The organism is Paraburkholderia sp. BL18I3N2 (assembly GCF_003001875.1).
GTDB lineage: Bacteria > Pseudomonadota > Gammaproteobacteria > Burkholderiales > Burkholderiaceae > Paraburkholderia > Paraburkholderia phytofirmans.
This window is the reverse complement of the sequence record NZ_PVNC01000005.1, coordinates 320,247-345,049: the sequence shown is the minus strand read 5'-3', so window position 1 is coordinate 345,049 and position 24,803 is coordinate 320,247. Positions and strand designations below refer to the sequence as shown.

The window sequence follows — 24,803 nt, the reverse complement described above, 5'->3', positions numbered from 1 at the left end:
ACCGATGAGTATGTTGCGCGCGATGCGAAGAACCAGCCTGAATGTCCCCATGACCGTAACCCAGCGTAGCGTGTGCGTGCTCGCCTTGTCCCTGTTGATGACGGCCTGCGCATCCCGGCTCGATCAGGCGCCGGTCGTCGACCGCTCCGGCGGCGCTGTGCTCGGCACGCAAGCCGCGCAGCCGGCCGTGCCGCTCGGACCGCCGCCGCCGGGCTACTATCGCGTGAAGCCGGGCGACACGTTGTATCGGATCGCGCTGGAGAACGGTCAGAACTACCGCGACATTTCGGCGTGGAACAATCTCACCAACCCGAATCAGATCGAAGTCGATCAGTTGCTGCGCGTCGTGCCGCCGGGTGCGAACACCGCGGCGCTGACGCCGGGCGTGTCGACCGCACCGATCGGCAGCGGTGGTGCGGTGCAAAGCGCGCCGCTCGGCAGCACGCCGCCGGCGGCGGGCGGGACTGCTGGCGCAGCCGGTGTGGCGGCGCCGCCTATCTACGGTTCTACGACGAACAATGCGTCGCTGACGCCGCCGGCCACCCCTGGCGCGGCCAGCGATTCGAACGCCGGCGCGTCCGGCAACGTGGCCTTCGCGTGGCCGGTGCGCGGACCGCTGCTTGGCACGTTCAACGACTCGACCAACAAGGGCGTCAATATCGGCGGCGCTGCGGGAGATCCGGTGAAGGCGTCGGCGGACGGCCGCGTGGTTTATGCCGGAAATGGGCTGCGTGGTTACGGCAATCTCATTATCATCAAGCATGATGCAACTTATCTCACGGCGTATGCACATAACCGCTCTTTGATGGTAAAAGAGGGGGACGCGGTGACGAAGGGGCAGAAGATCGCCGAGATGGGCAATAGCGATTCCGACCGTGTGATGTTGCATTTCGAAGTTCGCCGGCAGGGTAAACCTGTCGACCCACTGAAGTATTTGCCGCCGCAATAAGCGATACGACCATGCCGAAATCGAAGCGCCGCCCGCCGCAAGCCGAGTCTGAGAAGACCAGCCATGCTATGTCCGCTTCGGTCGACGAAGGCGGCGCTTCGGAAGTGGAAGAGGAAGTCGCCGAGGAGCGCGATCTCGACGAACGCCAGGGCGGCGCGGACGAAGCCGCCGAGACCCGTGAGGGCGCAAGCGAAGCCGCACCGGACGCGGACGATTTCCGTGCGCTGCTGCAAGCCGAGCTGACGGCCGACACGATTCAGCACTACCTGAACCGCATTAGCGTCAAGCCGCTTCTAACTGTCGAGGAAGAGCAGAAATATTCGCGTCTTGCCAAGGCGGGCGAGTTCGAAGCGCGGCAAGTCATGATCGAGCGCAATCTGCGGCTCGTGGTAAGTATCGCGAAGGGCTATCTGAATCGCGGCGTGCCGCTGCTCGATCTGATCGAAGAGGGCAATCTCGGCTTGATGCACGCCATCGAGAAATTCGATCCGACGCGCGGCTTCCGGTTTTCTACTTACGCCACGTGGTGGATCCGCCAGAGTATCGAGCGCGCCATCATGAATCAGGCGCGCACCGTCCGTTTGCCGGTGCACGTGATTCGCGAGCTCAATCAGGTGCTGCGCGCCAAGCGCCATCTGGAAAGAAATTCGATGAATTCGGGCGAGGCCGCCGAGCGCCGCGACGCCAGCATCGACGACATTGCCTATCTGACTGGCAAGACCACCGACGAAGTCACCGACATCCTCGCGCTGAACGAACATACCGCGTCGCTCGACGCGCCGCTCGATCTCGATCCGGCGAGCAGCCTGCTCGATCTGCTGTCCGACGACCAGAGCCAGTCGCCGGATGCCGAAGTGCAGCACCGCGAACTGGAAACGCTTACACGCGCGTGGCTGGCTCGTCTGTCGGACAAGCATCGTCATGTGATCGAGCGCCGCTTCGGCCTGAATCACATCGAACCCGCCACGCTCGAAGAACTGGCCGACGAAATGGGCCTCACGCGCGAGCGTGTGCGCCAGATCCAACAAGAAGCGCTCGTGCGGTTGAAGCGCTTTTTCGCCTCCAACGGTGTTCGCAAGGACGCCGTTCTATAACCTGATGACACCGATTCTTGTTTTCGACATCGAGACGATTCCCGATGTCGCCGGCATTCGCCGCCTCGAAGATTTGCCCGCCGACCTGAGCGACGCCGAAGTCGCCGAGCATGTGTTCGCCGCGCGCCGCGAAAAAACCGGCAGCGATTTCCTGCCGCATCATCTGCAACGGATCGCGGCGATTTCCTGCGTGTTCCGCGACAACAACGGCTTCCGGGTCCGCTCGCTCGGCACGCTGGCTGACGGCGAGGCGGCGCTGGTGCAGTCGTTCTATCGCGTGATCGAGAAGTACACGCCGCAGCTCGTGTCGTGGAACGGCGGCGGCTTTGACCTGCCGGTGCTGAACTACCGCGCGCTCGTCAACGGCATTCCCGCCTATAAGTTCTGGGATCTCGGCGAGGACGACCGCGAGTTCAAGTGGAACAACTACATCAGCCGCTATCACGCGCGTCACACGGATCTGATGGACGTGCTCGCCATGTACCAGGCGCGCGCCAACGCGCCGCTCGACGCGCTCGCCAAGATGTGCGGCTTCCCCGGCAAGATGGGCATGGACGGCAGCCAGGTGTGGCATGCGTATCAGGAAGGGCGCATCGAGGAAATTCGCAACTACTGCGAGACCGACGTCGTCAATACGTACTTGCTCTATTGCCGCTTCCAATTGATTCGCGGCGCGTTTTCGCCCGCGGAGTATGCTGACGAGATCAACCTGGTCAAGAACGCGCTGGCGCTGGAAACGGCGCCGCAATGGGCCGAGTATCTGGCGGCGTTCGACCAGTAAGCTGCTTGCGCTCGGGGCGTGACGTGTTTGCCTTGCGGCGAATTGCAGGGCCACTGCGGCCCTTCGTTCATGATGCAAGGCGCTCGTCCGCGGACTGACGCCAACGCTCGGCCTCGACTCTCGTGCGGCCGTCGGCGCCGCTCCGAATGATGGCCAGGCGCGGCGCTTCGTCTACAATCTCGCCTTTCCCCAAGTTTGTCAGGAAGTCGCAGGTGTCCCGAACTGCCCCCCATCGCCGCGCACCGAAGCGCTCCAAGACGCCTCCGCCCGCGCCGGCACACGTCGTCACCGGCAACGAGCCGGTCATCGAAATCGTTTCGCTCGATATGGAAGCGCGCGGCGTCGGCCGCACGGAAACCGAAGACGGCACGTCCGGCAAGGTCATCTTTGTCGAAGGCGCGTTGCCCGGCGAGCGCGTCAGCTATTCGACGCATCGTAGCAAGCCCAAATTCGAGCAGGCCGAAGTGGTCCAGGTGTTCCGCGAAAGCGTGATGCGCACCAAGCCGAAATGCACTTACTTCGATATCTGCGGCGGCTGTTCGATGCAGCATCTCGACATTCGCGCGCAGGTGGCCGTCAAGCAGCGTGTGCTCGAAGACAATCTGCAGCATCTGGCGAAGCTGCGCCCAGAAACGGTGTTCCGGCCGATTCATGGGCCGTCCTGGGGTTATCGCTACCGTGCGCGTCTCGCCGTGCGTTTCCTGCCGGAAAAAGGCGGCATGCGCATCGGCTTCCATGAGAAGAAGAGCAGCTACATCGCCGACATGAAGACTTGCGAAGTGTTGCCGCCGCACGTGTCGGCCATGCTCATGCCGTTGCGTTTCATGGTGCGCAAGCTGTCGATTTACGACCGCATGCCGCAGCTCGAACTGGCGGTGGGCTCGTCGGTTACAGCGCTGGTGGTGCGCAATCTCGAGCCGATCACGAGCGCGGACGAGCAGGTGCTGCGTGATTTCGCCGACCAGCACAAGGTGCAGTTCTGGTTGCAGCCGGGCGGCCCGGATACGGTCACGCCGTTCTATCCGCTCGACGCGCAGCTCGGCTACACGCTGCCGGAATACGACATCCGCATGCCGTTCAAGCCGACCGATTTCACCCAGGTGAACCACGCCATCAACCGCGTGCTGGTGAGCCGTGCGCTGCGCTTGCTGGCGCCGGCGCGCACGGATCGCGTGCTCGATCTGTTCTGCGGGATCGGTAACTTTACGCTGCCGCTCGCGCGGATTTCGAAGGAAGTCGTGGGCATCGAAGGCAGCGAGGTTTTGACTTCGCGCGCGCTGGCCAATGCCGAACTGAACGGCGTGGCGGGGCATACGTCGTTCGCGTGCCGCAACCTCTTCGAAGTCACCGCCGACGACATGCGCGCGCTCGGCCACTTCGACAAGTTCCTGATCGATCCGCCGCGCGAAGGCGCGCTGGCCGTCGCCAAGGCGTTGGTGGAGATCGCGCAGAGCGGCGATGGTCCGCTGCCTAAGCGCATTGTCTATGTCTCGTGCGCGCCGGCTACCCTCGCGCGCGATGCCGGTCTGCTCGTGCATGAGGCGGGCTATCGGCTGGTGGGTGCGGGCGTGGTCAATATGTTCCCGCACACGTCGCATGTGGAGTCGATTGCGTTGTTCGAGCGGGATTGAGTCACGCTGCCGGCGTGGCGGAGGCGCTGGCGCGCGGCCTCGGCGACGTAAGGCAAGGTAACGCAACGCTCAAACAAAAACGCCACGACCGAAGTCGTGGCGTTCTTCTTTCTGCCGATTCTCAGTACGTGGTGAAACTTAGAACTGCCACCACGACTTTTCCGTCCCCGGCCGTGCATGACCCGTGATGTACGGGCTGTCGGGGAAGGTGCCGGCCAGCACGCGCTTCGTGTCGTCGGCCAGTTGCGGCTGGTTCAGCTTCTCATACGACAGCATCATGATGTGCAGTGCGTCTTCGATAGCCGGTGCGTTCTTGTATTGCGTGAGCGCCAGTTGCGCGCGGTTGATTGCGGCGACATAGGCGCCACGGCGGTAGTAGTAATCCGCCGCATGGACTTCGTGCGACGCCAGCGCGTTCACGATATAGCGCATGCGTTGCGCGGCGTCCGGCGCATACTTGCTGTTCGGATACCTGTCCACCACGACCTTGAACGCGTCGTACGACTCGCGCAGCGACTTCGGATCGCGTTCGCTCATGTCCTGGCCGGAGAAGCGGCCGAACAGACCGAGGTCGTCGTTGAAGTGAATCATGCCCTTCAGGTAGTACGCGTAAGCAATGTCCGGATGATCCGGGTGCAACTGGATGAAGCGGTCGATAGCCTGGTCTGCGGCGGCGTTTTCGTTGTCTTTCCAGTTGCAGTACGCGACGTTGATCTGCGCCTGCTGGGCGAAGTGGCCGAACGGATCGCGACCCTCGAGCATTTCGAAGTACTTGGCACACTTGCCGAAGTCACCACCGCTCAGGGCGTCGTTCGCCTCCGTATATAATTTGTTGTTGTTCCACGTTGCCGTCTCGTCGGTCTTTTCCGGCAGGCCGTGGCAAGCCGCGACAACGGCGACGGCTGCGGCGCACGCAATGTATCCGGCCACTTTCCGGGCCGCCTTCTTGATGGCCGCCAAATTGATCGCCGCTTTAGTGATGGTGTTCAAGGCTCGCATTTTCCAGTCTAGCTTTACGTCCAGGTGACCCAGACTCAATGACCCGCTCAAATACTCCAGGCGCCGCAACCGGTGCCGGGAATAGCAACAAAGATTATAGCGTAAGCGCTGACCCCTCCGACGCGTTGGGCGTCGATTCCCTCGACGACGATCTCGGCAGCGACGCGCTCGTCGCCGCCGCTCTGCCCAGCCATGTGCCGACCGTGGCGAGCCGCGTGGCGGACGAAACGCCGCGCAGCGTCGTCGTGCCCGACGAGTTGGCCGGCGAGCGCCTCGACAAGGTGCTCGCGCGGGTTTTTCCCGAGTTCTCGCGCAATCGCCTGCAAAGCTGGATCGAGGCCGAGCGCGTGCGGATCGACGGCAAGCCCGCGAAAATCCGCCAGCCGGTGCCGCTCGGCGCGACCATCGAGCTCGTGCCGGATCTGCTGCCCGAACAGCTCGCGTTCACGCCGGAGCCGGTGCCGCTCGAAATCGTCTATGAAGACGACACGCTGGTGGTCATCAACAAGCCGGCCGGCATGGTCGTGCATCCGGCGGCCGGCAACTGGAGCGGCACGGTGCTCAACGGCCTGCTGTACCGCTACGGCGACGCCGCGGCGGGTCTGCCGCGCGCGGGCATCGTGCACCGGCTCGACAAGGAAACCTCGGGCCTGATGGTGGTGGCGCGCACGCTCGAGGCGCAGACCGACCTCGTGCGCCAGTTGCAGGCGCGCACGGTGAAGCGCCGCTATCTCGCGCTGGTGTGGGGCAACATGCCCGAAGAAGGCACGATCGACGCGCCGATTGGCCGCGATCCGCGCGAACGCACGCGCATGGCCGTGGTCACGAGCGCCTCGGGCAAACCCGCGCGCACGCATTTCCGGCGCGTGGATTCGGCGATCTGGCAGCGTCAGCCGGTCACCGCGATCCATTGCGATCTGGAAACCGGGCGCACTCATCAGATTCGCGTGCATTGCGCGCACATTGGTCATCCGCTGCTCGGCGATCCGGTGTATGGGCGCGCGCGCGGCAAGCGCTCGGTCACGCCGCTGCCCGACGGTTTCGCGCGCCAGGCGCTGCATGCATGGCGCCTCGGCCTGATCCATCCGCAGACCGGCCGCACGATGCAATGGCGTGCCGATGCGCCGGCGGATATGGAGGCGCTGTCGGCGGCGCTCGGCCTCGGCCGCGACGACGCGGGCGAGTTCGACGAGACGTACTACGAGGAAGACGACTACGACGTGTCGCTCGACGAGGACGCCGATGAAGACGGCGCCCTGGATCACGACGACGCCGACGATGAAGCCGACGATCGCGACGATCACGACGATCACGACGATCACGACGATCACGACGATCACAACGAGGACGACCACGCATGACTGTGCCCGAACTAAGCTTTGCCGATGTCGTGCAACCCGCATGGAATGTCTCGCCGCGCGTGCGCGCGCTCGTCACCACGCGTGACGGCGGCGTGAGCGAAGCGCCGTTCGGCCGCTGGCAAAACGGCGCGGACTTGCCCGGCGGCCTGAATCTGGGCATGAAATCCGGCGACGATCTGGCAGCGGTCGCGGCCAACCGTGAGCGTCTATTGAAGCTGGTTGGCGCGAGCGAGGCCGCCTGGCTCGAACAGATTCACGGCGCCGGCATCGTGCGAGCGGAAGACGTGCTCGCGCAAGCGCATGCGAACGGCGCACCGACGCGCGCCGATGCCAGCGTCACCGATCGTCCCGGCACCGTGTGTGTCGTGATGGTGGCCGATTGCATGCCGGTGCTGTTGTGCGACGAAGCGGGCCGCGCGGTCGGCGCGGCGCACGCCGGGTGGCGCGGACTGGCGGCGGGCATCGTCGAACAGACGGCGCAGCGGGTCGCCGAACTCGCCGGTGTGGAGGCGGGCGCATTGCACGCTTATCTCGGTCCGTCGATCGGTCCCGACGCCTTTGAAGTCGGCGCAGACGTTCGTGACGCCTTCATGAACGGCGTGGGCGCCGCACAACGCGATGCGACGGCAAACGCCTTTGTCGAGCATCCGCACAATCCCGGCAAATATCTCGCCGATCTCCCTGCGCTGGCGCGTCTGCGTCTGCAGCGGCTGGGCGTGACGCGCATTGTCGGCGGCGATCTCTGCACGGTCACGCAACGTGAGCGTTTCTATTCCTACCGCCGCGATCGCGAGACCGGCCGCATGGCCGCGATGATCTGGCTTGACGATCAGGCGCAGTCGATCGCGGACTAACTCGCGACGCGCATCACGCGCGGCCATTTTTTCGCGATATTCAACACATCCATGCCCACATGCATGACGTCGACACGGCGCGACGCCATGCATGCGGGCATGCTTGTCTGAGCATTGTCACGTCTCACATGACCCTTGCCCGCAAGCACCCGTATGAGGGTTTGTTCGGAGAAGGACAGGGGTTTTTGCTGCGCTGCCGGAATTCCGGACGCTGGCGTAAATCTGCCGCCAAAACTGTCCGCGCGCGAACGGATAAATGCACATAAGCCTATGCAATTTGGGAGCTTTTTTCGTTCTCGTGTGCGTCGAACTACGCGTGTTCCAAAAGCGCGATCTTCTACACAGGGAAAACGATAATTAAAAAACTATCGCACTGCGGCAAAATCGGGAACAAGCATTGACATGCCTTGCGATGGGGAGCAAGAATGTTCCTCACGGCTCCTCGTACAAGGGACAGGGCGTGACGAGGTCGCGAGCATTTGCTCACGTGCGCACGAACCTGCCTCTCAACCCGTCCGCAAGGACTTACCGGTCAAAAGCAGGTATGGCAGCTTCACATCCCTCAGCTTCCCCCAGCACCGACTCCTCGACGGAGCACACGCAGCAGGCCGGTACGAGCGGTGCAACACCGGCCGCAGGCATGCAGCAGTTTGTCGACGCATGGATGAACGCATGGCGTTCGCTCGGCACATCGCCCGGCGGCAGCGGCATGCCTTTCGCCATGCCGCAGATGCCAATGCAAATGCCGCAAATGGGCTTGCCGCAGGGTTTCCCTCAAATACCGTCGTTTCCCGGCATGCCGGACTTCAGCAAGCTGGCGGCGGGATCGATGCCCGGCATGCCGTCCTTCGCCGGCCTGAATATTCCGACCGCGGCCATTCCTTCCGAGCGTCTGCAGAAGTTGCAGGCTGATTATTCGCGCGAGGCAATGGAGCTGATCCAGCAAGCCGCCACGTCAGCCACTCAGGCGCCCCAACTCAAGGACCGCCGCTTCAGTTCCGACGCATGGAGTTCGGCGCCGGCCTATGCCTTTACAGCGGCGTGGTATCTGTTGAACGCGCGCTATCTGCAGGAAATGGTCGACGCGCTCGACACCGAACCCAAGGTGCGCGAGCGCATCCGTTTCGCCGTCCAGCAATGGACCGCGGCAGCCTCGCCGAGCAACTTCTTCGCCTTGAATCCGGAAGCGCAAAAGACCTTGCTGGACAGCAAGGGCGAGAGCCTGCGCCAGGGCGTGATGAACCTGCTCGGCGACTTGCAGCGAGGCAAGATCTCGCAGACCGACGAATCGGGTTTCGTGGTCGGTGAAAATCTCGCGAACACCGAAGGCTCGGTCGTGTTCGAAAACGACCTGATGCAGGTGATCCAGTACAAGCCGCGCACGGCGACCGTGCGCGAGCGGCCGCTTCTCATCGTGCCGCCTTGCATCAACAAGTTCTACATTCTCGATCTGCAGCCCGAGAATTCGCTGGTCGCTCACGCGCTCGATTCGGGACACCAGGTGTTCCTGATTTCATGGCGCAATGCCGATCAATCGATCGCGCATAAAACGTGGGACGACTACATCGGCGAGGGCGTGCTTACCGCCATCGACACGGTCAGCAAGATCAGCGGCCGCGAGCAGATCAATACGCTCGGTTTCTGCGTCGGCGGCACGATGCTCGCCGCCGCGCTGGCGGTGGCCGCCGCGCGCGGCGAACATCCGGCCGCGTCCATGACGCTGCTCACCGCCATGCTCGATTTCTCGGACACGGGTGTGCTCGACGTGTTCGTCGACGAACAGCATGTGCAGATGCGCGAGCAGACCATCGGCGGCAAGAACGGTACGCCGCCGGGGCTGATGCGCGGCATCGAGTTCGCCAATACGTTCTCGTTCCTGCGCCCGAACGATCTGGTGTGGAACTACGTCGTCGACAATTACCTCAAAGGCCGCACGCCGGTGCCGTTCGACCTGCTGTACTGGAACAGCGACTCGACCAGCCTGCCGGGCCCGATGTATGTCTGGTATCTGCGCAATACGTATCTCGAGAATCGTCTGCGCGAGCCGGGTGCATTGACCACTTGCGGCCAGCCGATCGATCTGTCGAAGATCGACGTGCCCACCTTCATCTACGGTTCACGTGAAGACCATATCGTGCCGTGGCAAACGGCGTACGCGTCGGTGCCGCTCCTCAGCGGGCCGTTGAAGTTCGTGCTCGGCGCGTCGGGTCACATCGCGGGTGTGATCAATCCGCCTGCGAAGAAAAAACGAAACTTCTGGATGCTGGAAGGCGACGTCAAGACGCTGCCGGAGAATCCGGAAGAATGGCTCGATCAGGCAACCGAAGTCCCCGGCAGCTGGTGGCCCGAATGGACCACATGGCTCGACCAGTACGGTGGCAAGAAGGTGAAGCCGCGTGCTACGGCAGGCTCGGCCGACTTTCCCGTGATCGAGCCGGCGCCGGGACGTTACGTGCGGCAACGGGAGTAGGTTCGAACGCGCTTCATGGCGCGATTGTTTGCGGTGTGAATGAGCGTCTGATTGAGTTGGCGCGTGACTAAGAGCAACGAGATTTTTAACTTGACGGGCAGCGGTGCATGCGGCCGACCGCCCGGAGGATATGGAAATGACTGATGTTGTGATCGTATCGGCCGCCCGTACGGCAGTGGGCAAATTCGGTGGGTCGCTGGCGAAGATCGCCGCGCCCGAACTCGGCGCCACGGTGATTCGCGCCGTCCTCGAGCGGGCCGGTCTGAAACCGGAGCAGGTAAGCGAAGTGATCCTGGGTCAGGTGCTTACCGCTGGCTCGGGCCAGAATCCGGCGCGTCAGGCTGTGATCAAGGCCGGCTTGCCCACGGCTGTGCCGGGCATGACGATCAACGTAGTGTGCGGGTCGGGCCTGAAGGCGGTGATGCTTGCAGCCAACGCCATCATCGCGGGTGACGCGGATATCGTGGTGGCCGGTGGTCAGGAAAACATGAGCGCGGCGCCGCATGTGCTGCCGGGTTCGCGCGACGGTTTCCGCATGGGCGACGCGAAGCTGATCGACTCGATGATCGTCGACGGCCTGTGGGACGTCTACAACCAGTACCACATGGGCGTGACGGCGGAAAACGTCGCCAAGGAATACGGCATCACGCGCGAGCAGCAGGACGCGTTCGCGGCGCTGTCGCAGAACAAGGCGGAAGCCGCGCAGAAAGCAGGCCGTTTCGACGACGAAATCGTGCCGGTCGAGATTCCGCAACGCAAGGGCGAGCCGCTGCGTTTCGCCACGGACGAATTCGTGCGCCACGGCGTGACAGCTGAATCGCTGGCCGGCCTGAAGCCGGCGTTCTCGAAGGAAGGCTCGGTGACGGCGGCTAACGCGTCGGGCCTGAACGACGGCGCGGCGGCGGTGCTGGTGATGTCGGCGAAGAAGGCCGAAGCGCTCGGCCTCAAGCCGCTCGCGCGCATCAAGGCATATGCCACTTCGGGTCTGGATCCGAAGGTGATGGGCATGGGCCCGGTGCCGGCCTCGCGCCGCTGTCTGGAACGCGCGGGCTGGACGCCGGCCGATCTGGACCTGATGGAAATCAACGAGGCGTTTGCCGCGCAGGCGTGCGCCGTGAATCAGCAAATGGGCTGGGACACGTCGAAGATCAACGTGAACGGCGGCGCGATTGCGATCGGCCATCCGATCGGCGCGTCCGGTTGCCGGATTCTCGTCACGCTGCTGCACGAAATGCAGAAGCGCGATGCGAAGAAGGGTCTGGCGTCGCTGTGTATCGGCGGCGGCATGGGTGTGGCGCTGGCGCTCGAGCGCGCCTGAGCAAGGGCGCGTGGCGGGCGCCGCGGGCGTCGGCCATGCGTCGAACGGAACGTTGCCGCGCGCTATGGCGCGCGGTCAGCGGAGGCCTCGTCAGCCGGTCGCCCGGCGGCAGCGGAGATGAAGCACAGGCGAGGAAAGAGGCAGCCACTTGGCGCCTCGAAAACGATAACGGAGTGTAGGTTATGACACAGCGAATTGCGTACGTAACGGGCGGGATGGGTGGCATCGGCACGAGCATTTGCCAGCGGCTGCACAAAGAAGGCTACAAGGTTGTCGCGGGCTGCGGCCCGAACTCACCGCGCCGCGTGAAGTGGCTCGAAGAGCAGAAGGCCCTGGGCTTCGATTTTGTCGCGTCCGAAGGTAATGTCGGCGATTGGGAGTCGACCAAGAGCGCGTTCGACAAGGTCAAGGCCGAAGTCGGCGAGATCGACATTCTGGTGAACAACGCCGGCATTACGCGCGACGTCGTGTTCCGCAAGATGACGCACGAAGACTGGACGGCGGTTATCGACACCAACCTGACCAGCCTCTTCAACGTCACCAAGCAGGTGATCGACGGCATGGTCGAGCGTGGCTTTGGCCGCATCATCAACATTTCGTCGGTGAACGGCCAGAAGGGCCAGTTCGGCCAGACCAACTATTCGACCGCGAAGGCCGGCATTCACGGCTTCACGATGTCGCTGGCGCAGGAAGTGGCCACCAAGGGCGTGACGGTCAACACCGTGTCGCCGGGCTACATCGGCACGGATATGGTCAAGTCGATCCGCCCCGACGTGCTGGAAAAGATCGTCGCGACGATTCCGGTGCGCCGCCTCGGCCAGCCGGACGAAATCGGCTCGATCGTGGCATGGCTGGCATCGGATGAATCGGGTTTCTCCACGGGCGCTGATTTTTCGCTGAACGGCGGTTTGCATATGGGCTGAGTCACCGGCGCGCCGCTCACAAGGCAGCGCGCTTCGGCTCAGATGGTTCGGCGGCGTCTCGACTGCGCAAAGGCCCGATTGCGCAGCCGCTGACGCCGTTTCCGCGCTCAACTTGCGCTCAAAGGCGTTACATGACCACTACTACAAAGAAAACAGCCGAACGACTGATCAAGAAATATCCGAATCGTCGGCTCTACGATACCGAGACAAGCACGTACATCACGCTGACGGACGTCAAACAGCTCGTGTTGGATCAGGAGGATTTCAAGGTCATCGATGCGAAGAGCAACGAGGATCTGACGCGCGCCATTCTGTTGCAGATCATTCTCGAAGAGGAGAGCGGCGGCTTGCCGATGTTCTCGTCGTCGATGCTGTCGCAGATCATCCGCTTCTACGGTCATGCGATGCAGGGCATGATGGGCACGTATCTGGAAAAGAACATTCAGGCCTTCATCGACATTCAGGCGAAGCTCGCCGACCAGTCGAAGAATCTGTACGAAGGCAAGGCGATGAACCCCGAGGTATGGTCGCAATTCATGAACATGCAGGCGCCGATGATGCAGGGCATGATGACCAGCTACATCGAGCAGTCGAAGAACATGTTCGTGCAGATGCAGGAGCAGATGCAGAACCAGGCGAAATCGATGTTCGCCACGTTCCCGTTTACGCCGGGCGGCGCGGTCAACGCCGGCAATCCTGGGAATGCGCCGGCCAATCCGCAAGGCAACCCGGAGGTTGATCCGGAGGCGGAGAAGAAGTAGGCGATCCGGCGAGCGGGGTGTTCCGGCGTTGAGGCGTCGTCGGCAAGCGCCCCGGAGTTTTGACGAGTCGCAAGCGCGGCCTTCGCCAGGACGGGGCGGCCGGTTGCGGGCGATCCGTTGCCGGCGCGGTACAATCGCGGGCTGCGTGTGTGGGGCATTTCCTCGGAGAGGGCGCTCTGGCCGCCAACTTCATCCCCATTCCGACCGTCGATCTCATGTGTTACGGATGCCCCACTTATCCTCAGGAAACGCGCCACTTCCCGGCGCCCAGTTCCGCATGAGCCGCCTCTATCTCGCCCCAATGGAAGGTCTCGCGGACTACGTCTTGCGCGAAGTGTTGACCGGCATCGGCGGATTCGACGGATGCGTGTCCGAGTTCATCCGCGTGACGGGCTCGGTGCTTCCTACCCGCGTCTACGAGCGGGAAGCCCCAGAGGTGCTCGACGGAGGCCACACGCCCAATGGCACGCCAATGGTTATCCAACTGCTCGGCAGCGACCCCGAATGGATGGCGCTGAACGCAGCCCACGCGGCCACCTTATCGCCGCATGGAGTCGATCTGAACTTCGGATGTCCCGCCAAGGTCGTGAATCAGCACGGTGGCGGAGCCATGCTGCTGGCCGACCCTGAACAACTGAACCGGATCGTGTCGGCGGTACGCGCCGCGGTGCCGGCCGGCATTGCCGTGACGGCAAAAATGCGCCTTGGCGTGTCCGACACATCGCTTGCAATCGACTGCGCCACGGCGCTGGCGGAAGGCGGCGCGGCCTCGCTCGTCGTCCACGCCAGAACGCGCGATCACGGCTACCGGCCGCCCGCCCACTGGGAGTGGATCGCGCGTATCGACGCCGCCGTGGACGTGCCGGTCATCGCGAACGGAGAGGTCTGGACGGTGGCCGACTGGGAGCGCTGCCGCGCGGTCAGCGGTTGTGACGACGTGATGATTGGACGCGGCGCCGTCTCGGACCCTTTCCTGGCGCTGAGGATCCGCGGACTGATGGAGCGCTCCCCATCTGACGGGGACTGGCGGGACGTGCTGGGTCACATCGCCGGTTATCTGCGGAAATTGCAGGCCCGTGTCGCCTCCCGGCACGAGCATGGGCGCGTCAAAAAGTGGCTGAGCTACCTGCAGCGGACCTGGCCGCAGGCAGCCGAGTTGCATGCGGCGATCCGCCGGGTGCAGGATTCGCAGGAAATTCTGGAAGTGATCGAGCATGCTTTGGGCGTCGGTCAATCAACGGCGAGACATCGATCCGGGCACCTTTCGCAGCGCGATCCAGCGGACCTCGCGGTCGTTTGAAGGCGAATATTCAAAGACTTACGAGCGGCAGCCTTGGCGAACCGCTACAATTCAAGGTTTAACGTCTTCAAGCGGTCCCCCATGTCTGCCACACCCACGATTGTCCCGAGTGCCACGCCGAAGGTCGGATTCGTTAGCCTCGGGTGCCCGAAAGCCCTGGTCGATTCCGAGCAGATCATCACTCAACTGCGCGCCGAAGGTTACGAGATTTCCGGCACCTACGACGGCGCGGATCTCGTGGTCGTCAACACCTGCGGCTTCATCGACGAAGCGGTGCAGGAAAGTCTCGACGCGATCGGCGAAGCGCTCAACGAAAACGGCAAGGTGATCGTGACCGGCTGTCTCGGCGCGAAGAAAAGCGCGAGCGGCTCGGGGCTGATCGAAGAAGTGCATCCGAAGGTGCTGGCCGTGACCGGCCCGCACGCGCTCGGCGAAGTGATGCAGCACGTGCACACCCATCTGCCGAAGCCGCACGATCCGTTCGTCGACCTGGTGCCGGCTGCCGGCGTGAAGCTCACGCCGCGCCATTACGCGTACCTGAAAATTTCCGAAGGCTGTAACCACCGCTGCACGTTCTGCATCATCCCGTCCATGCGCGGCGACCTCGTGTCGCGCCCTGTCGCCGATGTGATGCTCGAAGCGGAAAATCTGTTCAAGTCGGGCGTGAAAGAACTGCTGGTGATTTCGCAGGACACGAGCGCCTATGGCGTCGACGTCAAATATCGCACGGGTTTCTGGAACGGCAAGCCGATCAAGACGCGCATGACCGATCTGGTCGGCGCGCTCGGCGAACTCGCCGCGCAATACGGCGCGTGGGTGCGTTTGCACTACGTGTATCCGTATCCGAGCGTCGACGAAGTGATTCCCATGATGGCCGAAGGCCCGTACAAGGGCCACGTGCTGCCGTACCTCGACGTGCCGTTCCAGCACGCGCATCCGGAAGTGTTGAAGCGCATGAAGCGCCCGGCCAACGCCGAGAAGGTGATGGAGCGCGTGAAGAAATGGCGCGAGATGTGCCCGGATCTGACCATCCGCAGCACGTTTATCGCCGGCTTCCCCGGTGAGACCGAAGAGCAGTTCCAGACGCTGCTCGATTTTATCCGCGAGGCGGAACTGGATCGCGTCGGCTGCTTCGCCTATTCGCCGGTCGAAGGCGCGACGGCCAATGAACTCGACGGCGCCTTGCCCGACGAAGTGCGCGAAGAGCGCCGCGCGCGTTTCATGGAAGTTGCCGAAGAAGTGTCGGCCAAACGTATCGCGAAGAAGGTCGGCAAGACGCTCAAGGTGCTGGTCGACGAGATCAACGCGGACGGCGGCATTGGCCGCACCGCGGCCGACGCGCCGGAAATCGACGGCGTCGTGTATATCGCGCCGGCTGCGAAGGCGTCGAAGCGCTACAAGGTCGGCGATTTCGTGTCGGTGAAGATCACCGGCGCCGACGGTCACGATCTGTGGGGCGAGGTGTAATCGATGACGTCAAGCACGACCGCAGCGCCGCACACGGGCCGTCCCGAGATTCTCGCGCTCGGCGAGGCGATGATCGAATTCAATCAGTCGGCCAAAAACCAGCCGAACTATCTGCAAGGCTTCGGCGGCGATACATCGAACTTCTGTATCGCGGCCGCGCGGCAGGGCGCGCAGACCGGTTTCGTGTCGGCGGTCGGCGCGGATCATTTTGGGCGTCTGCTGGTCGATCTGTGGGAACGTGAGCAGGTGGACACGTCGCTGGTGCGCGTCGATCCGCAGGCGTCCACGGGTGTGTATTTCGTGTCGCACGGCCCGAACGGCCACGCGTTCGACTATCTGCGCGCCGGCTCGGCCGCAAGCCGCTACGCGCCGCAGGATCTGCCGCTCGACGCGATCGCCGCGGCCAAGGTGATCCATCTGTCCGGCATCAGCCTCGCGATCAGCCTGGGCGCCTGCGACGCGGCGCTCGAAGCGGTCGCGCATGCGCGCGCCAATGGCGTGCGCGTGAGCTTCGACACCAATCTGCGTCTGAAGCTGTGGCCGCTCGCGCGGGCGCGGGCGGTGATGCTCGAAGCCATCCGTCAGACCGACATCTGCCTGCCGAGCTGGGACGACGTCACCGACCTCACGGGCCTGACCGGCCGTGACGAGATCGTCGATTTCCTGCTGTCGCACGGGCCGAGCGTGGTTGCGCTAAAGCTCGGCAAAGAGGGCTCGTATATCGCGACGCCCAACGAGCGGCGCGTCGTGCCGGGCCACGTCGTCAATGCCGTCGATGCAACCGGTGCGGGCGACTGCTTCGGCGGCGCGTTCATCGCGCGCATCGTCGCGGGTGACGATCCATTCGCTGCGGCGCGTTATGCGAACGTCGCCGCGGCGCTGTCCACGCAAGGTTACGGCGCGGTGGCGCCAATTCCTTCGCGCGCGACCGTCGAACAACTTCTGGCGGGCTGAACACACGCGCTACAGAGCGCGGCCCGCCGAGGCAAGATCATCTTGAGAGACTAGAAGAGGAGCGAGCGATGCAACGGGACGTAGTGGTGGTAAGCGGTGTGCGTACGGCAATCGGCGGTTTCGGCGGCAGTCTGAAAGACTTTTCGCCGACCGATCTCGGTGCGCGCGTAGTGCGTGAAGTGCTGGCGCGCGCCAACGTGTCGGGCGACGAAGTCGGCCACGTGGTGTTCGGCAACGTCGTGCATACCGAACCTAAAGACATGTATCTGGCGCGCGTGGCCGCGATCAACGGCGGCGTCGCGCAACACGCGCCGGCGTTGACCGTGAACCGGCTATGCGGCTCCGGTTTGCAGGCCATCGTTTCAGCCGCGCAAAGCGTGCTGCTCGGCGACGCCGACATCGCGATCGGCGGCGGTGCGGAAAACATGAGCCGCGCGCCTTACTCCATGCCGGCCGCGCGCTTCGGCCAGCGCATGGGCGACGCGCGCCTCGTCGACATGATGGTCGGCGCGCTGAACGACCCGTTCCAGTCGATCCATATGGGCGTGACCGCCGAGAACGTCGCGCGCAAATACGACATCTCGCGCGAAGCACAGGACGCGCTTGCCCTCGAATCGCATCGCCGCGCGGCCAACGCGATCACGAGCGGCTACTTCAAGCAACAGATCCTGCCGATCACGATTCCGTCGAAGAAAGGCGACGTCGTGTTCGACACGGACGAACATGCGCGCATGAACGCATCGGCGGAGGATTTCTCCAAGTTGAAGCCGGTGTTCGCGAAAGAAAACGGCACGGTGACGGCGGGCAATGCGTCGGGCATCAACGATGCCGCCGCGGCTGTCGTGCTGATGGAGCGCAGCCTTGCGGAACAGCGCGGCATCCAGCCGTTGGCGCGGCTGGTGTCGTACGCGCATGCCGGCGTCGATCCGGCATACATGGGCATCGGCCCGGTGCCGGCCACGCGCCGCGCGCTCGAACGCGCCGGGCTGACGGTCGCCGACCTCGACGTGATCGAGGCCAACGAAGCGTTCGCTGCGCAAGCCTGCGCGGTCAGCAAGGAACTGGGCTTCGATCCGGCCAAGGTCAATCCGAACGGCTCGGGCATTTCGCTCGGCCACCCGATCGGCGCAACCGGTGCGCTTATCACCGTCAAGGCGCTGTATGAGTTGCAGCGGATCGGCGGGCGTTATGCGCTGGTCACGATGTGTATTGGCGGCGGGCAAGGCATCGCGGCGATCTTCGAACGGATCTGAAGCGTGACATGTCGGCAGTAAGCGGTATCGAGCAATGAGGAAAGGAAGGATGCGGGAACTGAAAGCGATCAAGGGTGCGGGGCGCCGGCGCGGCTGGTTGGCGACGAGCGCTGCCGTATTGTTGTGTGCCGGCGCGGCGATGGTGCTGCCCGCGCAGGCATGGGCGGAAAGCGACGCGGTGAAGGAGTTGGCGGCGCCCCCGCCGATCCAGTTGCCACTCAAGCCGAGCCCCGAATTCGCGAAGTTCCCGCGCTACGCCGGCATGCTGGGCTCGCGTCAGATCGTGCTGAAGCTCGGCCCGAAAAGCGACGACCCGTCCGGCGTGCACGGCGAGTATCAGTTCACGGACACCGGCGCGGTGATCCTGATTGCGGGCGACCGCGACGGCGATACGCTCGAAGTCGAGGAATCGAACGACGGCACACATATCACCGGCAACTGGGTCGGCAAGTTCGCGGCAGACGGCTCGGTGGCGGGCGACCGCATGAACGTCGACGATTCCAATCCGCAGCCTTTTGACCTGAAGCCGCTGGCGGCAGGGCAGGCCGTGCCGGCGCCCGGCGCACCGGCGACCGCGAGTGCGGCGAACAAGGCTGCGGCGCAGCCTTCGGCTGCCGCTGCCGCTGCCGCTGCGCCGGCTTCGAGCGCCGCCGCCACTGGCGGCCACGCCGTGGGCGGCGTCAGCAATCTGCAAACCGGCGAGTGAAGCCGCAGCCGTGCGGCGCCCAACCGCTCGCGCGCTGTCTCGCGAGCGAAATCCCGCCGCCTCGTCTACCCTTGCGTGTGCGGCGCGCGCCCTGACACCACGCGCGCTCCGTTTCCGTCTGCTTCTCACCAGAACTCACCATGACCCAATCCAAACTCCAACGCGATCTGCAAACCCGCATCGTGCGTGCCGAGGACCAGCTCACGCCGGGCTTCGAGTCGTTTTCGATGCCGGTCACGCGGGCGTCGACGGTCGTGTTCCCCGATCTCGCCACCATGCGCGCGCTCGACTGGAAAAACGACGCGCAATGGCGCTACGGCCTGCATGCCACGCCGACTTCGCTCGCGCTGGCGCAGCGCCTTGCCACCATCGAGGGCGGCAATCACGCGTTGCTGCAGCCGTCGGGGCTGTCGTCGATTTCGAACGTGTATTTCGGCCTCGTCAAAGCCGGTGACGACGTGCTGATTCCCGATAACGTCTATTCGCCGAACCGCGATCACGGCGACTGGCTGGCGCGCGATTTCGGCATCACGGTGCGCTACTACGATCCGATGATCGGCGCGGGCATCGCCGATCTGATCCAGCCGAATACGCGCCTGATCTGGCTCGAGGCGCCTGGCTCGGTGACGATGGAAGTGGCCGACGTGCCCGCCATCACCGCGGCGGCGCGCGCGCGCAACGTCGTCACGGCAATCGACAATACGTGGTCGGCGGGTCTCGGTTTCCGGCCGTTCGATCACGGCGTCGACATCTCGGTGCAGGCGCTCACCAAGTATCAATCGGGCGGCGGCGACGTGCTGATGGGCGCGACGATTACCGTCGATCGCGAACTGCATCTGAAGCTGAAGGCGGCGCGCATGCGCATGGGCATCGGCGTCTCGTCGGACGACTGCTCGCTGATTCTGCGCAGCCTGCCGACCATGCAACTGCGTTTCGAGCAGCATGACCGCTCGGCGCTCGGTCTGGCGAAATGGCTGAAGACGCGGCCGGAAATTGCCGCGGTGTTGCACCCGGCGCTCTCCGACTGTCCGGGACATGAGTTTTACAAGCGCGACTTCACTGGTGCGGGCGGGCTTTTCTCCGTCGTGTTCGACGGCCGCTACAGCCCGGCGCAAATCGATACGTTCTGCGAGTCGCTCGAACTGTTCTCGCTCGGCTGGAGCTGGGGTGGTGCACACAGTCTCGTGATGCCGTACAACGTCGCGTCGATGCGTACGGCAGGGCAGTGGCCGCACAGCGGGACCTTGGTGCGCTTCTATATCGGCCTCGAAGCCGAGGCGGATTTGCGTGCGGATATGGAGCAGTCTCTGGCCACGCTGGGTTAAACGTCCGACGACGTTTTTCGGCAGGAAGAGTGAGCCCATCGGGACATGTTCCCGGTGGGCTTTTTTCTTGTCAAGATAGCCAGTAAGCCTAACCATTCGGCCGAATGTTCGGCGTTCGGTCTCGACGCTACGATGGTGCGCATCTCAACTTACGGTTGCCGCACTATGGTGAGCTTCGATGAATTTTTTCTTCTGGGTGTTGCTGAATCTCGGCGTGCCGATCATCGGCCCGATCTTCACGCTAGTGCTCGTCGCGCCCGCGCACGGCTGGCGCGTCGCAAAGGCGTTGATCGCCGGCTCGGTCAAAGACGGCCAACTGTTCTGGTGTGCGATCGGGATGTTTGCGTCGGCGGTTTATGAGGCGGTGACGGCGCTCGCGCGCGGAAGTGGCGAGGCGCCGGTTCTAGCGTACTACGTAGTCGGACTGTGCGTGGCGGCATTCACCTGTTCCAGCCTCGTGATGTCGGGTCTGGTCAATACACATTACGAACGGACAAAGGCGCAGGCGTCGCCGCGAAACAAACCGTTTGCCGATGGGGCTTTCTCACGCGTAGAGATAGGTATGTCGATCCTTTTCGCATGCGCCGCCGCGATTATCCTGGCATTCCTACATGTGCACCTGAATTAGCTTTTTTCAGATAGTGCAGCACTTATACTTGTCTTCTCAAAGGAGGCACCCATGAAGAAAATGACAATGTGGCTGACAGTAGAGGAAAACTACACACGCTTTGTGAAGTGGTGTGGGATCATCGGTGTTGTCGATTTCGCTTACATGCTGGCGTTAATCGCAGTAGACGTTCTGAAAAAATAACGTCACTGTCGGCGCTGGCCGTCATCGCGTCGGCCAGCGCATCCAACCGCCATCAGAACAGCCGCAACAACCCGTCCAGTCCGACATAGTTGAACGCCACGCTAGCCGCTTCACGCACCACCGGCTTTGCACGGAACGCAACGGAGAGTCCGGCCTCGGCCATCATCTTCAGATCGTTCGAGCCGTCGCCCATGGCAATAGCGCGGTTCGGTTCAATGCCCAATTGCGCGCACGTTTCGCGCAGCGTGCGTGCTTTGACATCGGCGTTGACGATCTCGCCGATGACCTTGCCGGTCAGTTTGCCGTCTACGATTTCAAGCGTGTTGGCACGAGTGAAATCAAGGCCGAGACGGGCCTTCAGTTTTTCGGTGAAGAAGTTGAATCCGCCCGACACCAGCAGCGTTTTCAGCCCGGCCGCCTTCGCGCCAGCCAGCATCCGCTCGGCGCCCGGCGAGAGTTGCAGCCGCCCTTCGTATACGCGTTGCAGCGCGCTCGCGTCGAGGCCTTTGAGCAGCGCCACGCGGCGCGTCAGGCTTTCGTTGAAGTCCTTGATCTCGCCGCGCATCGAGGCCTCGGTGATCGCGGCCACTTCTGCTTTCAGGCCGCAGAAGTCGGCGATTTCGTCGATACACTCGATCGTGATCAGCGTTGAATCCATGTCCATCGCGACCAGTCCGAAGTCGCGCAACTGGCGGCCGGCTTCGACAAACGCGTAGTCCAGTTGATGAGTGCCGCAATAGACGTCGAGGTCGGCGCGCTGGGCGACGTTCGCGTCGGCAATGCGAATCGCGTTCGCATCGACGACGCTGGCGTGCGAACCGCGCGCGAGCGCGACGAGCGTTTTGTGATGGTCGGCGGAAAGGGGCGCGGGGCTTTGAATGACGAGGTTCATGGACGACGACGCAGTAACGCGGAAAAGGGCGGCGCGCGGCGCGCGCGGAAAATCACGCTATTGTAACGGTTCGCCCGTGGGCCTTGCCGCTTGCGATCTGCTTGGAGAGGCGCACAGCATGCGCCTTTGGCAACCGGCCGCGAATGCCACGCCGCGTTTCGCGGTGCGCCTCGCATTTGGCGACCCGCAGAGAGCGCTGCGCCGCGCACCTCGCAGCGCACCGCGCTTTTGGCAACCGGTAGAGAACGCTACGCCGCACCTCGCACTGCACCGCAATTGTGGCAGCCGACAGGGAACGCCACCCATCGCAGTGCATCGCGCCTTCGGCAACCAGCAGAGCACACCGCCCCACACCTCGCATCGCACCGTGCAATCCCGCGGCGCCCAGTTCATACTGGCGCATCGAACGACGCCCCGCAGCCGCTGCGCGCGCCGACCGTCGCGTCCGCCTCTTTGCGGCGTGCAACGTCCGGCATGTGAACGCGACGGCATCCATGACGAGGCGCACCACTACGGAGACAACGCATGCCCCCGGCGACCGCCAGCGACGCATCCACTCTTGCGCGCGACTTCGATCTGCGTCACCTCGATCCCGCTTTCCATGCCGATCCCTATCCGGCCTATCACGCATTGCGCGCTTACGAGCCGGTCAAGCGCATGCCGGACGGCTCGCTATTTCTGACACGGTTTCGCGACGTGCAGGCGGTATATCGCGACGCGAAAACCTTCAGTTCCGACAAGACCGTCGAATTCAAGCCGAAATACGGCGACTCGCCGCTCTACGCGCATCACACCACGAGTCTGGTCTTCAACGATCCGCCGCGCCACACGCGCGTGCGCAAGCTGATTGCCGGGGCGCTGACGGCGCGCGCCATCGCGGCGATGGAGCCCGGGCTGGTGCGCCTCGTCGACGGCTTGCTCGATGCCGCCGCCGAGCGTGGCCGGATCGATCTGATCGGCGAATTCGCGTCGGCGATTCCGGTTGAGATCATCGGCAATCTGCTGGATGTGCCGCACGCGGAGCGCGAGCCGTTGCGTGACTGGTCGCTCGCGATTCTCGGCGCGCTCGAACCGTCGCTGACCGAGGCGCAGTTCGAACGCGGCAATCGCGCGGTGGACGAATTCGTCGGCTATCTGCGCGATCTGGTGGCGCGGCGCCGGCGCGAACCGGGCGACCCGCAGCATGACGTGCTGACGCGTCTTATTCAAGGCGAGGAGGGCGGCGAGCAATTGTCGGAAGTGGAGTTGCTGCAGAACTGCATTTTCATTCTGAACGCCGGCCATGAGACGACCACGAATCTGATCGGCAACGGCCTCGTCACGTTGACGCAATGGCCCGAGCAGCGCGCGGCGTTGCTGCACGAGCCGTCGCTGATCGAATCGGCGGTGGAGGAATGTCTGCGCTTCGAGAGTTCGAACCAGCTCGGCAACCGGATGGCGACCGTCGACACAGAGATTGGCGGCGTCGTGGTCGCGCGTGGCACGCCGGTCACCCTGTGCATCGGCGCGGCGAATCGCGACCCTGAACAGTTCGCGGAGCCGGACCGCTTCGACATTCGCCGCGATCCGAACCGGCATCTTGCGTTCGGCTTCGGCATCCATCAGTGCGCCGGCTTATCGCTCGCCCGGCTCGAGGCGCGCATCGCGATCGGCCGCTTCGTGCAACGCTTTCCCCGTTATCGCCTCGACGGCGAGCCGACGCGCGGCGGACGCGTCCGCTTTCGCGGCTTCGCCGAGGTACCGCTGGAACTCGAACCGGCCGCCAGTCGCACGGCGTAGCTTTTGCCGTGCTGACGCAAGACTTACAGCCTGCGCCGGCGCCCGTCGCACCGCCACGCGCGCCGGCTCTGCCCGCAAAGCCGTGGCACGCTTGCTGCTTCATGTCAGGTCTTAGGCCCAGGGGAGCGCACGATGCCACACATGATCTGGAAAGGCGCAATCAGCTTCGGCCTCGTCCACGTGCCGGTGCAGCTATATCCGGCGACGCAGTCGGAGAAAGTCGGCTTCAATCTGCTGGATAAGCGCTCGATCGATCCGATCGGCTACAAGCAGATCAACAAGCGCACTGGCAAGGATGTGACGCGCGATAACATCGTGCGCGGCTTCGAGTACGAGAAGGACAAGTATGTCGTGCTCTCCGACGACGAGATTCGGTCGGCGAACCCCGAGTCGACGCAAACGGTCGATATTCTGGCGTTCGTCGACGCCCCGGATATCTCGTTTCTTTACCTCGACACCCCTTATTTCCTCACGCCCGACCGCAAGGGCGAAAAGGTCTACGCGCTGCTGCGCGAAGCCATGAAGGCGTCCGGCAAGATCGGCGTGGCGAGCGTGGTGCTGCACAACAAGCAGCATCTGGCGGCGCTGATTCCGGTGGGTCCGGTGTTGGCCTTGAACACGCTGCGCTGGGCCGCGGAGGTGCGCGATTTCGACGAGTTCAAGCTGCCGCCCGACGGTGTGAAGGCCGCGGGCGTGTCCGCGCGCGAACTCGATATGGCGAAGAAGCTGATCGACGACATGAGCGACAAGTGGGATCCCTCGCAGTATCACGACACCTTCCGCGACGACATCATGGCGCTGGTCGATCGCAAGATTCGCGCGGGCAAGACCGAGGAAATCACCGAAGTCGAAGCGCCGCACGAGTCGCGTCAATCCGCCGATATCCTCGATTTATCTGATCTGCTCAAACGCAGCCTCGGACGCGGCAAGGGCAAACAGCCGGCGGGCGGCCGCAAGCGCACCGCGGACGACGACGGCGATGAGGCCGACGCGGATGCCGAGGCCGAAACGCCGGCGCGCAAGAAACCGCGCACGACGCGCACAGCGAGTAAGACAGCAACGCGCGCCGGTGGCACCAGCGGCCGCGCGAGCACCAAAACCTCGTCGACGCCTGCGGCCCGCAAACGTCGCGCGGCGGCCTGATCGTCGGCATCGCGCCTGAGCCACTCATGACG

General features: G+C 63.7%; 22 protein-coding genes. 20 read left to right on the top strand and 2 right to left on the bottom strand.

Features of this window, described 5'->3' with window-relative positions; translation table 11 throughout:
- Nucleotides 1-4 precede the first annotated feature (4 nt).
- The 4 genes from B0G75_RS17015 (at nt 5) to rlmD (ending at nt 4,455) form a co-directional block, all read left to right on the top strand.
- Complete coding sequence (locus B0G75_RS17015; protein ID WP_106307653.1) at nt 5-949, top strand: peptidoglycan DD-metalloendopeptidase family protein; 945 nt, start codon at nt 5-7, stop codon at nt 947-949.
- Nucleotides 950-960: 11 nt separating this feature from the next.
- The gene (rpoS, locus tag B0G75_RS17010; protein ID WP_106307650.1) at nt 961-2,043 is read left to right on the top strand and encodes an RNA polymerase sigma factor RpoS; all 1,083 of its coding nucleotides are present in this window, start codon (nt 961-963) and stop codon (nt 2,041-2,043) included.
- A 4-nt stretch (nt 2,044-2,047) separates the two neighbouring features.
- The gene (locus tag B0G75_RS17005; protein ID WP_106307647.1) at nt 2,048-2,824 is read left to right on the top strand and encodes a 3'-5' exonuclease; all 777 of its coding nucleotides are present in this window, start codon (nt 2,048-2,050) and stop codon (nt 2,822-2,824) included.
- A gap of 212 nt (nt 2,825-3,036) precedes the next feature.
- Nucleotides 3,037-4,455, top strand: coding sequence for a 23S rRNA (uracil(1939)-C(5))-methyltransferase RlmD (rlmD, locus tag B0G75_RS17000; protein WP_106307645.1), 1,419 nt, complete (start codon nt 3,037-3,039; stop codon nt 4,453-4,455).
- A 138-nt stretch (nt 4,456-4,593) separates the two neighbouring features.
- Here the strand turns inward: rlmD and B0G75_RS16995 are convergent, their stop codons facing one another.
- The gene (locus tag B0G75_RS16995; protein WP_106307642.1) at nt 4,594-5,454 is read right to left on the bottom strand and encodes an outer membrane protein assembly factor BamD; all 861 of its coding nucleotides are present in this window, start codon (nt 5,452-5,454) and stop codon (nt 4,594-4,596) included.
- A gap of 38 nt (nt 5,455-5,492) precedes the next feature.
- Between B0G75_RS16995 and B0G75_RS16990 the strand changes: the two genes are divergently transcribed.
- The 14 genes from B0G75_RS16990 (at nt 5,493) to B0G75_RS41380 (ending at nt 20,957) form a co-directional block, all read left to right on the top strand.
- The gene (locus B0G75_RS16990; protein WP_106307639.1) at nt 5,493-6,815 is read left to right on the top strand and encodes an RluA family pseudouridine synthase; all 1,323 of its coding nucleotides are present in this window, start codon (nt 5,493-5,495) and stop codon (nt 6,813-6,815) included.
- Nucleotides 6,812-7,669: a peptidoglycan editing factor PgeF gene (gene pgeF / locus B0G75_RS16985; protein ID WP_106307636.1), complete on the top strand. Its 858-nt coding sequence runs from the start codon at nt 6,812-6,814 to the stop codon at nt 7,667-7,669. The genes B0G75_RS16990 and pgeF overlap by 4 nt, the downstream gene beginning before the upstream one ends.
- A 640-nt stretch (nt 7,670-8,309) precedes the next feature.
- The gene (gene phaC / locus B0G75_RS16980) at nt 8,310-10,139 is read left to right on the top strand and encodes a class I poly(R)-hydroxyalkanoic acid synthase (protein WP_106307633.1); all 1,830 of its coding nucleotides are present in this window, start codon (nt 8,310-8,312) and stop codon (nt 10,137-10,139) included.
- Nucleotides 10,140-10,275: 136 nt separating this feature from the next.
- A complete protein-coding gene (locus B0G75_RS16975) occupies nt 10,276-11,457 on the top strand; it encodes an acetyl-CoA C-acetyltransferase (protein WP_012432855.1) in 1,182 nt (393 codons plus the stop codon).
- Between the two features lie 182 nt (nt 11,458-11,639).
- Complete coding sequence (locus tag B0G75_RS16970) at nt 11,640-12,380, top strand: 3-ketoacyl-ACP reductase (RefSeq protein ID WP_012432856.1); 741 nt, start codon at nt 11,640-11,642, stop codon at nt 12,378-12,380.
- A gap of 131 nt (nt 12,381-12,511) precedes the next feature.
- A complete protein-coding gene (gene phaR, locus B0G75_RS16965) occupies nt 12,512-13,141 on the top strand; it encodes a polyhydroxyalkanoate synthesis repressor PhaR (protein ID WP_106307629.1) in 630 nt (209 codons plus the stop codon).
- 277 nt (nt 13,142-13,418) lie between these two features.
- On the top strand, nt 13,419-14,441 hold the full coding sequence (locus tag B0G75_RS16960) for a tRNA-dihydrouridine synthase (protein WP_106307626.1): 1,023 nt from the start codon (nt 13,419-13,421) through the stop codon (nt 14,439-14,441).
- Nucleotides 14,442-14,522: 81 nt separating this feature from the next.
- The gene (rimO, locus tag B0G75_RS16955; RefSeq protein ID WP_106307623.1) at nt 14,523-15,908 is read left to right on the top strand and encodes a 30S ribosomal protein S12 methylthiotransferase RimO; all 1,386 of its coding nucleotides are present in this window, start codon (nt 14,523-14,525) and stop codon (nt 15,906-15,908) included.
- Between the two features lie 3 nt (nt 15,909-15,911).
- Nucleotides 15,912-16,862, top strand: coding sequence for a sugar kinase (locus tag B0G75_RS16950; protein WP_106307621.1), 951 nt, complete (start codon nt 15,912-15,914; stop codon nt 16,860-16,862).
- 68 nt (nt 16,863-16,930) lie between these two features.
- Nucleotides 16,931-18,115, top strand: a complete 1,185-nt coding sequence (gene bktB / locus B0G75_RS16945) for a beta-ketothiolase BktB (RefSeq protein ID WP_106307618.1) — start codon at nt 16,931-16,933, stop codon at nt 18,113-18,115.
- Between the two features lie 49 nt (nt 18,116-18,164).
- Nucleotides 18,165-18,821 (top strand): hypothetical protein, encoded by a 657-nt coding sequence (locus B0G75_RS16940; protein ID WP_106307615.1) that lies wholly within the window; start codon nt 18,165-18,167, stop codon nt 18,819-18,821.
- Nucleotides 18,822-18,961: 140 nt separating this feature from the next.
- Nucleotides 18,962-20,146 carry a cystathionine beta-lyase gene (locus B0G75_RS16935; protein ID WP_106307612.1) on the top strand — a complete coding sequence of 395 codons (1,185 nt, stop codon included), beginning with the start codon at nt 18,962-18,964 and terminating at the stop codon, nt 20,144-20,146.
- A 178-nt stretch (nt 20,147-20,324) separates the two neighbouring features.
- The gene (locus tag B0G75_RS16930; protein WP_106307609.1) at nt 20,325-20,774 is read left to right on the top strand and encodes a hypothetical protein; all 450 of its coding nucleotides are present in this window, start codon (nt 20,325-20,327) and stop codon (nt 20,772-20,774) included.
- A 51-nt stretch (nt 20,775-20,825) separates the two neighbouring features.
- Nucleotides 20,826-20,957, top strand: coding sequence for a hypothetical protein (locus B0G75_RS41380; protein ID WP_258194509.1), 132 nt, complete (start codon nt 20,826-20,828; stop codon nt 20,955-20,957).
- Nucleotides 20,958-21,009: 52 nt separating this feature from the next.
- Here B0G75_RS41380 and serB read toward each other — a convergent pair whose 3' ends face one another.
- Entirely contained in the window at nt 21,010-21,849 is an 840-nt protein-coding gene (serB, locus tag B0G75_RS16925; protein WP_106307606.1) for a phosphoserine phosphatase SerB, read from the bottom strand.
- A gap of 525 nt (nt 21,850-22,374) precedes the next feature.
- Here serB and B0G75_RS16920 point away from each other — a divergent pair.
- Nucleotides 22,375-23,628 (top strand): cytochrome P450, encoded by a 1,254-nt coding sequence (locus B0G75_RS16920; protein ID WP_106307603.1) that lies wholly within the window; start codon nt 22,375-22,377, stop codon nt 23,626-23,628.
- 132 nt (nt 23,629-23,760) lie between these two features.
- On the top strand, nt 23,761-24,771 hold the full coding sequence (locus tag B0G75_RS16915) for a Ku protein (RefSeq protein WP_106307600.1): 1,011 nt from the start codon (nt 23,761-23,763) through the stop codon (nt 24,769-24,771).
- Nucleotides 24,772-24,803: the final 32 nt, after the last annotated feature.

Excerpts from the sequence above, each read along its gene's own strand:
- B0G75_RS17015 (WP_106307653.1), top strand. The coding sequence starts at position 5 with ATGAGTATGTTGCGCGCGATGCGAAGAACCAGCCTGAATGTCCCCATG.
- rpoS (WP_106307650.1), top strand. The coding sequence starts at position 961 with ATGCCGAAATCGAAGCGCCGCCCGCCGCAAGCCGAGTCTGAGAAGACC.
- B0G75_RS17005 (WP_106307647.1), top strand. The coding sequence starts at position 2,048 with ATGACACCGATTCTTGTTTTCGACATCGAGACGATTCCCGATGTCGCC.
- B0G75_RS16995 (WP_106307642.1), bottom strand. The coding sequence starts at position 5,454 with ATGCGAGCCTTGAACACCATCACTAAAGCGGCGATCAATTTGGCGGCC.
- B0G75_RS16990 (WP_106307639.1), top strand. The coding sequence starts at position 5,493 with ATGACCCGCTCAAATACTCCAGGCGCCGCAACCGGTGCCGGGAATAGC.
- pgeF (WP_106307636.1), top strand. The coding sequence starts at position 6,812 with ATGACTGTGCCCGAACTAAGCTTTGCCGATGTCGTGCAACCCGCATGG.
- phaC (WP_106307633.1), top strand. The coding sequence starts at position 8,310 with ATGCAGCAGTTTGTCGACGCATGGATGAACGCATGGCGTTCGCTCGGC.
- B0G75_RS16975 (WP_012432855.1), top strand. The coding sequence starts at position 10,276 with ATGACTGATGTTGTGATCGTATCGGCCGCCCGTACGGCAGTGGGCAAA.
- B0G75_RS16970 (WP_012432856.1), top strand. The coding sequence starts at position 11,640 with ATGACACAGCGAATTGCGTACGTAACGGGCGGGATGGGTGGCATCGGC.
- phaR (WP_106307629.1), top strand. The coding sequence starts at position 12,512 with ATGACCACTACTACAAAGAAAACAGCCGAACGACTGATCAAGAAATAT.
- B0G75_RS16960 (WP_106307626.1), top strand. The coding sequence starts at position 13,419 with ATGAGCCGCCTCTATCTCGCCCCAATGGAAGGTCTCGCGGACTACGTC.
- rimO (WP_106307623.1), top strand. The coding sequence starts at position 14,523 with ATGTCTGCCACACCCACGATTGTCCCGAGTGCCACGCCGAAGGTCGGA.
- B0G75_RS16950 (WP_106307621.1), top strand. The coding sequence starts at position 15,912 with ATGACGTCAAGCACGACCGCAGCGCCGCACACGGGCCGTCCCGAGATT.
- bktB (WP_106307618.1), top strand. The coding sequence starts at position 16,931 with ATGCAACGGGACGTAGTGGTGGTAAGCGGTGTGCGTACGGCAATCGGC.
- B0G75_RS16940 (WP_106307615.1), top strand. The coding sequence starts at position 18,165 with ATGCGGGAACTGAAAGCGATCAAGGGTGCGGGGCGCCGGCGCGGCTGG.
- B0G75_RS16935 (WP_106307612.1), top strand. The coding sequence starts at position 18,962 with ATGACCCAATCCAAACTCCAACGCGATCTGCAAACCCGCATCGTGCGT.
- B0G75_RS16930 (WP_106307609.1), top strand. The coding sequence starts at position 20,325 with ATGAATTTTTTCTTCTGGGTGTTGCTGAATCTCGGCGTGCCGATCATC.
- B0G75_RS41380 (WP_258194509.1), top strand. The coding sequence starts at position 20,826 with ATGAAGAAAATGACAATGTGGCTGACAGTAGAGGAAAACTACACACGC.
- serB (WP_106307606.1), bottom strand. The coding sequence starts at position 21,849 with ATGAACCTCGTCATTCAAAGCCCCGCGCCCCTTTCCGCCGACCATCAC.
- B0G75_RS16920 (WP_106307603.1), top strand. The coding sequence starts at position 22,375 with ATGCCCCCGGCGACCGCCAGCGACGCATCCACTCTTGCGCGCGACTTC.
- B0G75_RS16915 (WP_106307600.1), top strand. The coding sequence starts at position 23,761 with ATGCCACACATGATCTGGAAAGGCGCAATCAGCTTCGGCCTCGTCCAC.